At 58.2% G+C, this 14,618-nt stretch carries 14 protein-coding genes; 2 read left to right on the forward strand and 12 right to left on the reverse strand.

Annotation, left to right across the window (positions count from 1 at the left end):
* Positions 1-516, reverse strand: a complete 516-nt coding sequence (locus tag L8V01_RS06190; RefSeq protein ID WP_394371642.1) for a DUF6912 family protein — start codon at positions 514-516, stop codon at positions 1-3.
* Entirely contained in the window at positions 516-926 is a 411-nt protein-coding gene (locus tag L8V01_RS06195; protein ID WP_239278750.1) for an HAD-IA family hydrolase, read from the reverse strand. The genes L8V01_RS06190 and L8V01_RS06195 overlap by 1 nt, the downstream gene beginning before the upstream one ends.
* A gap of 177 nt (positions 927-1,103) precedes the next feature.
* Between L8V01_RS06195 and L8V01_RS06200 the strand changes: the two genes are divergently transcribed.
* Complete coding sequence (locus L8V01_RS06200) at positions 1,104-1,487, forward strand: hypothetical protein (protein ID WP_269946260.1); 384 nt, start codon at positions 1,104-1,106, stop codon at positions 1,485-1,487.
* Between the two features lie 26 nt (positions 1,488-1,513).
* On the opposite strand, the gene L8V01_RS06205 is transcribed toward L8V01_RS06200, so the two are convergent.
* From L8V01_RS06205 to L8V01_RS06245, 9 genes are all read right to left on the reverse strand, one after another.
* Positions 1,514-2,326 carry a hypothetical protein gene (locus L8V01_RS06205; RefSeq protein ID WP_269946261.1) on the reverse strand — a complete coding sequence of 271 codons (813 nt, stop codon included), beginning with the start codon at positions 2,324-2,326 and terminating at the stop codon, positions 1,514-1,516.
* Between the two features lie 139 nt (positions 2,327-2,465).
* The gene (gene secA, locus L8V01_RS06210) at positions 2,466-5,051 is read right to left on the reverse strand and encodes a preprotein translocase subunit SecA (protein WP_269946262.1); all 2,586 of its coding nucleotides are present in this window, start codon (positions 5,049-5,051) and stop codon (positions 2,466-2,468) included.
* Positions 5,052-5,305: 254 nt separating this feature from the next.
* Entirely contained in the window at positions 5,306-5,950 is a 645-nt protein-coding gene (hpf, locus tag L8V01_RS06215; RefSeq protein ID WP_269946263.1) for a ribosome hibernation-promoting factor, HPF/YfiA family, read from the reverse strand.
* Between the two features lie 144 nt (positions 5,951-6,094).
* Entirely contained in the window at positions 6,095-6,634 is a 540-nt protein-coding gene (locus L8V01_RS06220) for a ComF family protein (RefSeq protein WP_269946264.1), read from the reverse strand.
* A gap of 122 nt (positions 6,635-6,756) precedes the next feature.
* On the reverse strand, positions 6,757-8,490 hold the full coding sequence (gene lpqB / locus L8V01_RS06225) for an MtrAB system accessory lipoprotein LpqB (RefSeq protein WP_269946265.1): 1,734 nt from the start codon (positions 8,488-8,490) through the stop codon (positions 6,757-6,759).
* A 2-nt stretch (positions 8,491-8,492) separates the two neighbouring features.
* On the reverse strand, positions 8,493-10,280 hold the full coding sequence (mtrB, locus tag L8V01_RS06230) for an MtrAB system histidine kinase MtrB (RefSeq protein ID WP_274707345.1): 1,788 nt from the start codon (positions 10,278-10,280) through the stop codon (positions 8,493-8,495).
* 69 nt (positions 10,281-10,349) lie between these two features.
* Entirely contained in the window at positions 10,350-11,042 is a 693-nt protein-coding gene (gene mtrA, locus L8V01_RS06235; protein ID WP_259885260.1) for an MtrAB system response regulator MtrA, read from the reverse strand.
* A gap of 3 nt (positions 11,043-11,045) precedes the next feature.
* Positions 11,046-11,660: a dTMP kinase gene (locus tag L8V01_RS06240; RefSeq protein ID WP_269946266.1), complete on the reverse strand. Its 615-nt coding sequence runs from the start codon at positions 11,658-11,660 to the stop codon at positions 11,046-11,048.
* A 68-nt stretch (positions 11,661-11,728) separates the two neighbouring features.
* A complete protein-coding gene (locus L8V01_RS06245) occupies positions 11,729-12,082 on the reverse strand; it encodes a DUF4259 domain-containing protein (RefSeq protein WP_269946267.1) in 354 nt (117 codons plus the stop codon).
* A 250-nt stretch (positions 12,083-12,332) separates the two neighbouring features.
* Here L8V01_RS06245 and L8V01_RS06250 point away from each other — a divergent pair, with 250 nt between their 5' ends.
* A complete protein-coding gene (locus L8V01_RS06250; RefSeq protein WP_269946268.1) occupies positions 12,333-13,151 on the forward strand; it encodes a hypothetical protein in 819 nt (272 codons plus the stop codon).
* 224 nt (positions 13,152-13,375) lie between these two features.
* Here the strand turns inward: L8V01_RS06250 and manA are convergent, their stop codons facing one another.
* Complete coding sequence (gene manA, locus L8V01_RS06255; protein WP_269946269.1) at positions 13,376-14,605, reverse strand: mannose-6-phosphate isomerase, class I; 1,230 nt, start codon at positions 14,603-14,605, stop codon at positions 13,376-13,378.
* Positions 14,606-14,618 lie beyond the last annotated feature (13 nt).

Below are 14,618 nucleotides of genomic sequence, written 5' to 3' on the forward strand. Positions count from 1 at the left end.
TTAGAGCAATTCTACGAGGAAAGGCAGCTCGGTGGGGTGATAAAAGGCCATGAACTTATCCAGTGCATCGCCTACAGCCAGCTCCGCATCCTCATCGCCCAAGTCTGCGGTATCGATGGCCTCGATGGCCTTCGCGGTGGTTTCTTCAGATTCCGCGATGTCTACGTGGATAGCCGCCAAATCCTCCTTGCTGAACTGTGCCGGCTGGAGTTCTACTACTGGCTCGCCCATATCCGGGCGCGGGGTGATAACAGAATCATCCAGGTCTACCGAGATAACCACGCGGCGGTGGGGGAACTTCTCTTCATCGCCGATGGCCAAAAGCCGCATGGAGGCCATCGAAGCTTCTAGAAACGCCGAGTAGGCGATCTCTTCTTCATCGCCCTCGGTATAAAAGTCCCGCAGCGCTGGGGTAACCATGAAACCCCACCCAGAGCGCGCAGAAAGGGAGCCGGTTTCTTCCAGCTCCGCCAGCATGGCATACGTAGCGGGGATGTAGACGCGGGCTTTAGCCACTAAAACTCACCTTCAATATCGAAGACTGCCTGGATTTCTACGGACACGCGGTCGAAGCTCGTGTACAAGAAGCCGACCATGCCTGCCTCGACGGCTGCGCGAACGTTGAGAATGGAATCATCAACCATGACACAATCATTGAGCGGCAACTCAAGGGCATCCGCTGCCGCTTGGAAGGCTGCGACCTCTGGCTTTTCCGCTCCAACTTCCCCGGAGAGCACCACCGCATCCACATTGCCGCGGTATTCCCATTCGCGGATGTGCTCAGCACCAGGGCCGCCCGGGTCATTGGACAAAATGGCGGTTGCCGCACCATTGGCCTTTGCAGCGGCCAGCAGTGCCTTCCAGCGGCGGTTGTCTTCTTCGGTGCCATCAAGGACGCCGACATAGTCAACGATTAGACCACGCATGTTCTTAAATCCTTTGTTAAACGAATTCTCTTTAACCCCCGAGAGTATAGCGAACCACGCGTATATTCGCGCCCACCGCTTTCAGGAAACCCTCAGAAATGGCGGCCACACGGCAGGCATGAGACAATTATCACGCGTCCGTCTCCTGCCCTAAGCAAGGAGCACTACTTCCCCACCATGTACGAGCCCATTCCTGGTTACTCGCACCTCAAACTCTTCATTGCACCACACCGCGTGCGCTATGGCCGCTTGCCGACGTCCGCAGAAGTTGCCGCCCAGCACCGCATCCAAGCCTGGGTAGTCTTCGTGCTGGAGGTAGCAGCTGGCTATCGCCCGTTGGCGCACCTCAATTCCCCGCGCTATTCAGATGCTATCCGCCTGCACATTGGCTCGTGGCTACGCCGCCGCGAGAGCCCTTATGCCACTGAGCGTTTACAGTTGACCAGCCTGCATGCGCGCCCGAACGGCGAATATTTTGGTTCCGCTTACCTTGGCCAGCAGCAACATGCCTTTACCGGCGCCGCCGACCGCACAGGCTTAACATCATTCCGCCTGCTCTAGCGCAAGGAACAGCAATTTAGCGGTACTTAGGAAAAGAATTGGCCGAGCTGAGAGAGGATCTCGGACCAGTTCAAGGCGGACCACCCAAAGCTAGCCGCGCTGACCAAAGCCGCGATCCCAGTAGTCAGCAGACCGCCTTCAAGGGCGGATAGCCCAGAATTCTCCGCTGAGGTGCTGCCCGCGTGTGTGGCGTCCGCATCGTCGTGGAGGATGGCGGATTGCTCAAAGGGCGCATTAACCTGCTTGGTAATGGTAAGGATATCGCGCAGCGCCGCCGCATAGTCTGGAAACTCATCTGGAAAAGTAGCCCCCGTCTCACCAGCCGGAGGTAGCTCAGCGCGCGTAGAAGCCTTGCCGGCGGGAACCTGCGGCAGGTCCTTGGTGAACTCGCCCAGTTCGGCGCGGATTACCGCCTGCGCATAGTTCGCCCCCAACATGTCGAGGTAGTCCAAGACAGCTGCCTCGGTGAACTGCTTGCCGCCTAGGGATTGGGTTCGCTTTTCCGGTTCCCATGGGAACTCAAGCGGTGTGGAATAGATATTCCCATCGGTACGCGCGGTATTGAGCCGCGCCTTGCCAAAGTAATAATCAAAGGCGGCCTCCGCCTTTTCCGGCGAGAGGATTCCATCATCTACCAGTGCATTCTTACGCTGAGTAGCAATAGCCAAGATGGCCGCGGCGGCATTGTCTTGTTCTAGCTTTTCGCCGGAGTCCAAGATAATGCGGCACGAGGAATCAGAGTCGCGCTGCATTTCATAGGCAATGGCCGGCGTGGCGCCACCGAGCAAGGTGGCAGACAAAAGCGTCGTAATACCGAGACGCAAAGAGCGGCGGCGCATTGTCAGTGGAGCTCCTCACAGGAAATAAGCAGAATGGGCAAGTTTCTTATATTCTACTCATTTTTTCCTGAAAAGAAACCCGCCCCGCTCCCGCAAGCTAAAGCGGGTACGGGCGGGTATCAACTGAGCAGGCGAACGCTTAGGCCTCCACGGTGCCTTCACCGTTGCCGGTCGCAGTAACAGCAGATTCGCTGGCCTTCTCTTCTTCCTGCTGCTTGAACTGCTTGCGCAGCATAAACAGCTGGCGGACGGTCTCTTCCTTCACGCCATCATTCATGGCATTGAACATTTCGCCGCCCTCCTTCTGATACTCCACCAGAGGATCGCGCTGGGCCATTGCACGCAGGCCAATGCCTTCCTTGAGGTAGTCCATCTCATAGAGGTGCTCGCGCCACTTCTGGTCAATAATAGGCAGGATAACCATGCGCTCGGTGTTGCGCATCTGTTGCTCGCCACCAATTGCGGTAACGGACTCTTCCAACTTGTCGTATTCGTTATTGGCATCCTGCACCAGGGCGTCGCGAAGTTGCTCGGCCGAAAGCTCACCCGGGGAACCATACTCGGAGCCTTCCACCAGTTCCTCGTGGGAAATGGTTGGACCATACAGGGACTCCAATGCGTTCCACAGCTCGTCCAGATCCCAATCCTCCACGTAGCCGGTGGCGGTAGCGCCGGCCACATACGCAGAAACGGTGTCATCAATCATGCCGCGGATATTGTCTTGAATATCGCCGGCATCGAGGATGTCGTGGCGGGTAGCGTAAACCACCTTGCGCTGCTCATTGAGCACCTCGTCATACTTGAGGACGTTCTTGCGCATTTCAAAGTTTTGGTTCTCCACCTGTGCCTGAGCGCCCTTGATGGAGTTGGACACCATCTTGGCTTCGATGGGGACATCGTCCGGGACATTGAGGCGGTTCATCATGTTTTCCATGGATTGCCCAACGAAGCGGACCATCAGCTCATCACGCATGGATAGGTAGAAGCGGGTTTCACCCGGATCGCCCTGGCGGCCGGTACGGCCACGCAGCTGATTATCAATACGGCGAGACTCGTGACGCTCGGTACCCAGCACGTATAGGCCACCGGCCTCGCGCACCTGGTCACCCAGCTTCTTGGAGCGCTCCCTTTCCGCATCGATTTCAGCTTCCCAGGCCTCTTGGTACTTCTCTTCATCCTCAAACGGATCTAGGCCGCGCTCGCGCAGCTTTTCATCGAGGATGACCTCAGGGTTACCACCGAGCACGATATCGGTACCACGGCCAGCCATATTGGTAGCCACGGTCACGGTGCCAGGGCGGCCGGCACGGGCGATGATCTGACCCTCTTCCTCATGGTGCTTTGCGTTGAGCACATTGTGCTTGATGCCACGCTTGGACAGCAGCTGAGACAGGTACTCGGAGCGCTCCACGGAGGTGGTACCAACCAACACCGGTTGTTTGGATTCGACGTGCTCTGCAATATCGTCTACTACCGCGGCAAACTTGGCTTCCTGCGTCTTATAGATGCGGTCAGAGTGATCCGCGCGCTGGTTCGGCTTATTGGTAGGAATCGGCACCACATCCAAGTCATAGATGGAGTGCAGCTCCGCGGCCTCGGTCTCCGCGGTACCGGTCATTCCGGAGATCTTTTCATACAGGCGGAAGTAGTTCTGCAGGGTAACGGTAGCCAGCGTCTGGTTCTCGTTTTTGATCTCCACCTGCTCCTTAGCCTCAATGGCTTGGTGCATGCCCTCGTTGTAGCGGCGGCCGGCCAGCACGCGGCCGGTAAAGCCATCCACAATCATGACTTCCCCGTTGCGGACAATGTAGTCCTTATCCCGGGTGAAAAGCTCCTTGGCCTTGAGAGCGTTGTTCAGGTAGGACACCAACTGAGAGTGTTCAGGGGCGTAGAGGTTATCGATGCCAAGCTGATCCTCAACGAATTCCACGCCCTCTTCCAGCACACCGATGGTCCGCTTTTTGTGATCCACTTCGTAGTGGATACCTTCACGCATGCGCGGTGCCAATTGGGCGAAGACACCGTAGAACTGGGAGGAACCATCTACCGGTCCGGAGATAATGAGCGGGGTACGGGCTTCATCGATAAGAATCGAGTCAACCTCGTCCACGATGCAGTAGTTGTGTCCGCGCTGAACCACATCATTAAGGGAGCGGACCATGTTATCGCGCAGGTAGTCAAAGCCCAGCTCGTTATTGGTGCCGTAAGTAATGTCGCAATCGTAGGCAGCCTTGCGCTCTGGCGGGCGCATCTCGGACAGGATGACGCCCACGGACAGGCCGAGCCAGCGGTGGACACGGCCCATCATTTCGGCGTCGCGCTTGGCTAGGTAGTCGTTAACGGTCACGATGTGCACGCCCTTGCCATCAAGAGCGTTGAGGTAGGCCGGCAGCAGCGAAGTCAAGGTCTTGCCCTCACCAGTGCGCATCTCGGCAACGTTGCCAAAGTGCAAGGCCGCACCGCCCATGATCTGCACGCGGTAGTGCTTCTGATCGAGGACGCGCCAGGCAGCCTCGCGAACGGTAGCAAAGGCCTCGAGCAAGATGTCATTCATCTCTTCGCCGTCTTTCAGGCGGGTCTTAAACTCGTCGGTCTTTGCCTTAAGTTCGTCGTCCGAAAGCTCCGCGTACTTATCCTCAAGGGCAATTACATCGTCTGCCATTTTGCCCAGGCGCTTGACCGTACGGCCCTCGCCCGCGCGCAGCAGCTTGGAAAGTCCAAACACGGTTAGTTAGTCCTTCTAGTCGCGACAATAAAGTTAACTCGTCGCTATTGTACTCACTAGCTTTCACAAAGCACTTCCCGCCTAGCGCAAAATGCATTAGCAATGCCGCCACTGGCTCTAGCCAACCGGCTTCACTACGGCCGCTAGCACTGCTTGCCGACGCCTCAGCAGGCAATCCCCTTACTTCCCTACGGCCATAAAACGGCCCCGCCGCACGGTCGCAGCGGGGTTCCTGAAGTTTAAGACGGGCTTCTTTAAGCTTCAGCATCCTCCGAGAGGGAGATAATGCCGTAGTCGAAGGCGTGGCGACGGTAGACAACGGAAGGCTTATTATTTTCCTCGTTGACAAAGAGGAAGAAATCGTGGCCCACTAGCTCCATCTCGCTCAAGGCATCATCCACGCTCATCGGGGTAGCTGGGTGCTCCTTGGTACGCACAATTTGACCCGGGCGAACATCCTCAACGGTCTCAGCATAGGGGTCAACGTAGCGCTCCTCCTTAGCGCGCTGCGCTTCAGCCTGTGCCACCATTTCGGCGGCAATTTCGCCGGTGCCCTTCTGCGCGCGGTGACCGCTCTTGACGTTTTCGCGGCGCACCTTCACCTTGCGCAAAGAACGCTCCATCTTGCCCACGGCAGTTTCGAGTGCAGCGTAGAAGGAATCTTCTTTGGCTTCTGCGCGGGCAATATGACCCTTGCCCGTAGCGGTAATTTGGATGCGCTCCGCCTCGGAGTCACGGCGCGGGTTGGGCTCGTGCTGCAGCTCCACGTGGAAGAAGGTCAGGGTGGGGTCAAGGCGTTCAATCTTGGCCAGCTTGTCATTGACTCGCTCTTGGAAATGTTCCGGAACCTCGACGTTGCGGCCCGTAATCGTTACCTGAGCTTTGGTTGGCTGGGACATTGAGATGCCTCCCTTGAATAGTGGGGACTAGAATCAATCACAGTAACTATCTCCCTGTGACACTCCTCATGGTAGCACTGGTTATGACCTGATAGCTAGAGAATTCTGCCATCCCCCTACCTCGAGGGTAGCTACCGCCTTTATCTAGGCATCCGCAAAGACCAATGCCCCACACACTTCTACCCCCGCCGCTTGTAGGGCAGAAATGCTGGCGGCCAAGGTGGCGCCGGTGGTAATGACGTCGTCGGCAAGCAGGGCAGGCGCCTGGCCCACAAACGTGCCCACGCGGACGCGCCCTTGCAGGTTTGCCCACCTATCCTGCGCATTAAGCTCGGATTGGTCGGCGGTAGACTGCCCCATGGTGAGGACCTCACCGACGCGCACGCGCTGCCGCCGCGCCGCAGCATGACAGGCCATGGCAACCGGATCGCCACCGCGCGCCCGTGCGGAGCGCGACCGGGTCGGCGCAGGAACGAGGGTGAATTCGCGTGGGATATCGCCCCGTGCACTTAAGTGTGCCAAACCGGCCGCAAAGACCGCTCCCACAAACTCACGGACCGGCCGATTGCCGCGCTCTTTCATACCGATGATGATGCGGCGGCGAATATCGGAATAGGGCCCAAGGGCATAGACGGGCGCTCCCAGCAGGCGAGGGCGGGCCACCAGGTAGGGAGGTTGGCGCAAGTGCTCACGGCACTGAAGGCATAAAATTTCGCCCGGCGCGCCGCATCCGGCGCACGCGCGCGGAAAAATAAGCTCCCCCAAGCTCACTGTCGCCTCCCCTAGCCGCGCAGTTCTTCCAGCGGCTAATTAGAAACGATAGGTGAAGAACGCCGTCCCTGCAGTCCGGAGACCTCGCGCCAATTAGTTTCATCCATCACCGTGGAGGGAAGCTCGAGCATCGCATGGGAGTCAGTAATAAAGAGCTTGGTGGGCGAGGTAGCCACTGCTACCACTGGGGCGGTGATATTTCCTGTGGGCATGGTCGATGCTGAGGAACCATCTTGCTCAATGCGCCATACCGGCGATTGACTCGAGGAAGTACCAACGATGAGCGAGCCATCTGCGTTCCAATCCAGCGATAGCGCGGAACCGGATACTTCTGGTCCTACCTCGCGGGCGTTGACGATGCGCTTATCCCCACTGCTGGATTGGGCCACGGCCGCGATATAAACGTGGCCGTCGATGATCATCGCTACGCGCGCGCCGCTGTGAGACAAGCGGATAACAGAGATCTCTCCATCAATATCGTCGATACTGCGCGCATCCACCTCAGACTCAGAAATACGTCCGGTGGTCTTGGAGCGCACGACGCGCACGATACGATCACCATCCACCACGGTCCATGCGGCTTGACCGTTGTACTCAAAGGTTGGCCGTGCCAAGGTTGGACCATCCACCGAGTCCTGCAGCTGACCATCAATCTCACCAATTTGCAGCGAGAAGTCTTTATTAGATTTGCGGCGTACGGCCGCAACGAGGCCACTGTCGGCCACATCCACAGATTGCACGTCGCCGCTGCTGCCCAGCGTGGATTTGACGGGCTCGGCCACGCCATCATCCACCTCTAGGAGATTCCCTTCATTGAGGGCATAGAGTTTAGACAAGGAGGTGCTGCTTTCCTCCGGGTTATAGTCCGCGAAGTCATCCACACTCAGGGTGTCCATGCCTTCTACAAGGTCACCGCCATCGGCCTTGACCTTGAAGGGGCCGGCGTGACCGGCCTCAGATAGCGTCCACACCAACTGGGCGGCAAATAGCGTGCGGTCATGGGCATCAAGATCAACTAGCCCTTCGAATTGGTAGCCTGCTTCGCGGTCATAGCCGGCGTAGGTGACATTTTCCCCCGCCGCGCGACGGGTAGCAGGAGCAATGCTTGCCGATGGTCCCTCCATCAACAACGTAATAAGCGTCGACTCCGATTGTTCACCGCCCTTATACAGCCAGCGACGATCCGGGACCAGCACATCGTTGGTCTGCTTATAAAAATACAGCGACTGGGGTGTGTAGTGATTGCGCATCTCATTGCGTTCCATGACCACGCCGGCCGGCAGGCCATCGATGCGCCACCTATCGTCTTGCATCTTCATATAGATGACCGCCTCGTAACCCTCATTTTCGGGTACATAAGCGCCGCCGGATTTCAGTCGCCCGATGATGGTTCCACGCACTGTAAAGGCCCGCTCATTATCCTTCGAGCTTTGCTTATTGGCAGGGGCGGTGACGATGTCCAAACTATCGACAACCATTACTTCGCCGCTGGCATCCCAGGCGCCGCGGGCATTATCAGTAAGGAATCCACGGGCAGCTTCGTGGTCATTGCCAGGCACGGCCGAGGCTTGGTAGAAATCGCGCAAGGTCAGGTCTGGGTCATCGCCGGGTTGCGGTGCAATAACCTCTTCTGGTCCATCGTCTTGCTTCTGATAGGTTCCTACCACCTGCGGACCGGTGTTATTGGGCAAAGTGGAGCAACCGCTGGCGAAAAGCACCGCTGCTGCGGTGCTTAGAACCGCCCACCGGCGGTAGTTGTATCTGAACACGCTCACTTCCTCCTCCCCTCAAAGTCCGGTGCCTTATAGGCTCGCCTATCTGGTGTGTCTATACCACGGTTAAGTTCTCGCTCCGAGGGCCACAGGATGCCATCTCCTTCTATTTCATCTTCTGCGCCCTTCTCGCTCTTTTCGATGTGCGGCGAGCTCATTCCGGAAGAAATCGCGGGCGTTGCAGAGGCGGAGCCAGCAGCAGCGGCAGAGGAACCAGCGTCGCCATTGCCCTCACCACGGCTGTCCTTGATGCCGGCTGGCGGCAAGCCGCTGTCTGCCTGCGTGCTTTCCACGGGAGCGCCTGGAATCTCTAGGGCAATAGGGGCCTCGCCCACTTCTGTATTTGGGGTGCGGGGAATAATGAGACGGAAGCGGGAGCCAAAGCCCTCGTAGCCATTAGCATCCAACGTGCCGCCGTGTAGGACTGCATCCTCGCGGGCGATAGCCAAGCCCAGGCCGGTGCCGCCGGAGTGGCGCTTGCGGGAGGAATCCGCTCGCCAGAAACGGTTAAATACCAGTTCTTCTTGGCCCGGCTTCAAGCCCACGCCATGGTCGGTTACGGTAACACCCACTGCGGTGTCGGTGGTCGCGACGTCGACCACCACCGGATTGCCCTCCGAGTGGTCTATCGCATTTGCCAAAAGGTTGCGCAAAATGCGCTCAATGCGGCGCGAATCGGCCTCTACCGCAATGCGCTCATCCGGCAGGTTGAATTGGACGTCCACGTCGAGCTCGTGGGCTAGATGCTCAACCTGTCCATAGGCTGATTCCACGCAGGAACGCAGGTCAATGGCCGCGGTGGACAAATCTGCCACACCTGCATCGTGGCGCGAAATCTCAAGCAGATCTGCAAGCAGTTCCTCGAACCGGTCTAGCTCGCTAGACATCAGGCGGGAAGCGCGCTGGGCCCCGTGGGGCAAACTATCGCTTTCGGCCTCGATCATGTCCGCGGCCATGCGCACGGTGGTCAAAGGAGTGCGTAGCTCATGGGAGACGTCAGAGGTAAACTGCCGCTGCAAATCGCCGTACTCCTCCAGCTGGGCAATCTGGGACGAGAGCTTATCGGCCATGTTGTTAAAGGAAGCGGCCAAGCGACCCATCTCGTCATCGCTATCGACGGCCATGCGCTCCTTAAGATGCCCAGCCGCCAAACGCTGTGCAATGCGCGAGGCGGAGCGAATCGGAGTAATAACCTGCTGGGTGGCTAGCCACGCAATGCCTACTAGCAGCACCACGACCACCACGCCGGCAGCTGAAAGGAGGCCGCGCATCAACGCCATGGTGGATTCCTCAGACTCCATGGACAACGCCAAGTAGACCTGGGTATTAGGGATATCCGTATCGGTGGGCGTGCCAACAATCAGGGCGTTGTAATAGTCCCCGTTTTCGCGTGGAGCGGGGAAATACTGCTGCGCGATCTGGCCTTGGTCCACCATTTCGCGCAGCTGATCCGGCACAGGGAAATTCTCCGGTGAGGTAGTAACCGAGCCGTCCTGGTTTTCTACCACGATGACTGGTTCATAGACCGCCTGGGCATCGCCCTGCTGCGCTGAAAGCTGCCCCAATGCAGCACGGGCGGAATTAATCCGCACCTGGACAGAGTTAGCGGAACTGGTCGCATCAATCTGCTGCTCCACAGCGGTGCGGGCGCGTTCCAATTCCTGCTGGGCCACGTCTTCCTTTTGGCTAACTAGGCGCTGCGTTAGCACGGACACCAACGCATAGGCCAGGATGATCATGACCACCGAGGAGGCCACCAAGATCATGCCAATAACGCGCGCCTGCAAGGAGGTGCGCCACGTTGTAATGAAGGCGTCTCGAATGCGCCTTAACCGCTCAATGATGCCGATGGTCGTTTACTCCCCGGCACCGGCTTTGCCGGTCTTATATCCCACGCCGCGCACGGTCAACACAATCTGCGGGTCTTCTGGATCGTGCTCGATTTTGGCGCGCAGGCGCTGCACGTGCACGTTAACCAGGCGGGTATCAGAGGCATTGCGGTAGCCCCACACGGATTCCAGCAGGGACTCGCGCGTATGCACCTGTCCAGGACGGCGCGCCATTTCCAGCAGTAGGTCAAATTCCAACGGCGTCAAGTTTAACTCGGTACCATCAGTGCGGTGCACGGTGTGCTCCGGCACGTCAATAATGAGATCCGCTACCTCTAAAATCTCCGATTCCGAAGAATCGGAGCGGCGCAGGCGTGCACGGATGCGCGCGATAAGCTCTTTGGGCTTAAAAGGTTTGGTTATGTAGTCGTCCGCGCCGGATTCTAGGCCGAGAACCACGTCGACGGTATCCGTCTTAGCGGTGAGCATCACAATAGGCACGGAGGACTCGCGGCGGATGGCACGGCAAATATCCACCCCATTCATGCCCGGAAGCATCAGGTCAAGCAGGATGAGGTCGGGCTCGTGTTCTTCAAAAGCGGGTACAGCATCGTTGCCATCCATGACCGGGATGGGCTTGAGCCCCTCGGACTCGAGGACGATGGTCAGCATCTCAGAGATAGCCGGATCGTCATCGACTACCAAAATCTTGGGCGCCACGTTTTATTCTCCTACAAGGTCTTTTATCGCTGAAATAATAGTATCCGCATCGGCGGTGGCGATCCAGCGTCCACCCCAGTTCCGTTCCGCCAACCGCCGGTATGCCGCAGCAGTGCGCTCCTGTAGTCCGCCGTCGCGCTCATATCGGTCGCGCTCCCGGCTGGCATCGGCGTGGGCTCTCGCCTTTGCTCTTTCCGACGCCACCCCTACTGCCGTATCCAAATACACCTGCAGGTCCGCTTGCGGCAGACCCAAGGTTTCAAACTCCAGTTCATAGACCCAGTCCATGACCGCATCATCTTCAAGTCGCGCCGCCGAATACGCCGCATTGGAGGCAATATAGCGATCCAGCAGCACCACCGCGTCTGCCCGCTTGGCTTGTTGGAGCCTATCCTTGGCGCCTAAGCGGTCCAACGCGAATAGCGTCGCCATCGCATAGGCCGAATCCGTCAGGTCCCCCATTTTCCCGTACAGCGCCTTCTGAGCCAGCTGCGCGTGGATCGATTCCCCGTAACGTGGGAATGCGATAACCTCCACGGGCTGATCCATGGCCTCTTTAATTTTGGAGACCAATGTGTTCTTGCCGGCACCATCGATGCCTTCAATGCTTATGAGCATAGGTGTAGGGTATCTTCCCTTCTTTTACTTTTGTCACCATGGCCGCTCGTGCAGGCTACGGAAGTGACTTAAGACAGGGCTTCAATAAATGCCTCGAGGTCATATTCTTCTTCAACATTTTCCAGCACTTCGAGCGCGTTTTCCGTCAAAGTTTCGCTGCCAGAACCCACCAGTTCCCTAATATAGGGGTAATCCTCGACAACGTCGCCCGCACTGAATGGTGCACCAGCCCAAATAGCAGCGATGGTCGCCGCCGCCTGCGCGTTCTGTTCCTCTTCCTCACTGAGCTCTGGCTTGCTGTGGGCCACCTCGCACGCGTCCTCGACTGCGCGAATTACCCCTTCTTCGTCGAGGTTTGCCATCTCTTCCAAGAAATCCACGTTGATATCCGTGGTGAAAATATCTTCGTCCCAAGTACTCACTTTTTGACTCCTTCGATCCTTTCAGCGCCATTTATACACGCTTTCCCGTTCGCGGAAAGCCAGCAACGAAAAGGTTTGCACTGCTCTTTACGGCCGCGAACTGCCTTTTTGTTTACCTATCACAGAATCTCGCTGCCGTCGCAGTGTTTCCCAAACATGATAGTCTCGTTACCAACTTGTTACAGGGGCGCTACACCACCCCTCCCGCCTAGGGCCTGCCATGGCCTGCTTCGCAGAAAGGACAGCCACGATGAAGCCAGATTCACGCCGTGTATACGTGTTCATTGTGGCCGGACTGATTACCGCAGCCGTCGTCGGATTCGCTGTCTGGCGCATGAGCTCGCCGAGCACCAACTATTCCAACGCCGCGGATCAGTCCGCGACCACCTCCGTCTCCCCAACCCACACCGCAGCTGAAGATACAACCACATCCTCCAAGGACACTCCCTCCTCGGAGAAGCCTTCCACGCATCCGACCAGCTCCACTGCTTCATCTGGAAATTCGAAGCACCACCAGCCTCACAACGATGATCCGTACCTCGCCCCTAATGCGGTAATGCGTCCACAGGCAGCTACTCAGCCCACTAAGGTCTACCGTCCTGAAAATATCTACCCGCAAGGCACCGCCTCGCAGGGCAATAACAACACCCAGAGTGGCCAAGGTACCGGCCAAGGCGATCAGCGCCTGACGCCTGATTACCCGAGCAATCAGAATGGCTCGCAGGCTACCGGTTCCCCACAGGGCAACCAGGGCGGCAACAGTGGCAATGGCGGCACCACTCCACAGACCACCACTGCCCCGTCTACCCCGCAACCTTCCCCTGAAAAGCCAGCGGAACAAGATAATGCGGGTAAGAACACAGACCAGCGACAGCCCATCCCGGCCGAGGAACAAGCTGGCACTGAACAACACGAGGCCGAAAAGGCGCAGGAAGAAAAGCTCACCGGCCATGCCGCTGCGGAGCAGCATTCCGCCGAGCAGAACCAAGAGCCGACCGACCTGGTGCCCACCAAGCAGGCACCGGCCACGGCCCAGCAGGCCCCAAGCAGAGCAGCTCCTACACGCTAACCCTAAGCCGGCTCAAACATAACAAGCACGTTTCCCCGATTCTGAAGGCAAAAATCGGAAAACGTGCTTGTTTGTATGCCCTGGAACGCAAAAGCAACGAAGCAGCCACAATGTGCGCCTAGAAATGGGCGGAGGAGGCCACAACGCGGCCGTAATGAAGCCCAAAAGCACGCTTCGCTGAATCCTCAGGGCAGCGAAGCGTGCTTGCGCGGGCCGAGTGCGGCCTAGGCGCGGGCGACGAAGAGGTCGGCGGAGTCGGATTCTGCCGCGGCAGTAACCAAGCCCTCGGAGGCAGGCAGCCAAACGGCTTGGCCTGGGGTGGCAGTCACGGTCTCGCCCGCGGCATCGGTGAAGGTAACGGAACCTGCTGTACACAAGGCGATGGTCGGACCGTCGTAGTCAAGATCCACGGAAGAAGATCCGGTGAGCTCGACGCGGTCCAACAAGAACTCATCGATCGGAACGGGGTAAGACCATGCTGCGGCTTCGTGCACATTGTCCTGGGCGGACTTATCCTGCTGCTGCACGCGCGGCTCCTCGGCGGCGGCGTAGGTCAAGACCTTGACCAGCTCTGGTACGTCAACGAACTTGGGGGTAAGGCCACCACGCAACACGTTATCGGAGTTAGCCATGATCTCCACGCCGAGGCCGGAAACATAAGCGTGCAGCTGTCCGGCGTCTAGGTAGACGGCCTCGCCGGGGGACAGTTCTATGTGGTTGAGCAACAGTGCGCCAAGGACACCAATATCGCCTGGGTAGCGCTGGTTGAGATCCAGCACGGTAGACATCACGCGGGACTTCCAGTCATCCGCGTCTGCGGCGATGAGGCGTTCGCCGGCGGCGACGATGGCGCCGATAAGCTCCTTGCGCTTGGCAGATGGGATGGTAATCCACGTGGTGAAAAGGACGCGGAGGTTGGCGGACTCGGTGGCGGCCGAGGGGTCGTCGTCAAGCATGGCGACGTAGTGGTCCAGCTCGGGGCAGCCTAGGGCGGCAAAAAGCTCGCGGGTCTGCGCCAAGGGGCGGAAGCCGGCCATGGCGTAGAAATCCGTAAGTGCGACGATTAACTCGGGCTTGTGGTTGTCGTCCTTGTAGTTACGGTTGGACGCAGTGAGCTCAATGCCGGCAGCGTTTTCGCGGGCAAACCCCTCTTCGGCTTGAGCCTTAGACGGGTGGGCTTGCAAGGAAAGCGGTTCCTCGGCCGCAAGAACCTTGAGGAGGAAGGGCAGGCGCTCGCCGTACTCGGCAGAAACGCGGCTGCCTAGCTGTCCCGCCGGATCCTCCGCAATCACCTCATTAAGCAAGCGGCCATCCACCGTGGATGGGTCGCCGGGGTGGGCTCCGAACCAAAGCTCGGCTATGGGCTTATTTGCATCTGGCTGGCCCTGCAGGTGCGGGATGAGGGTACGCGAGCCCCAGGAATAGTTGCGGGTGGCGCTATGCAACAGCTGCATGTGGTCTTTATCC

This window comes from Corynebacterium curieae (genome assembly GCF_027570035.1).
Taxonomy (GTDB): domain Bacteria; phylum Actinomycetota; class Actinomycetes; order Mycobacteriales; family Mycobacteriaceae; genus Corynebacterium; species Corynebacterium curieae.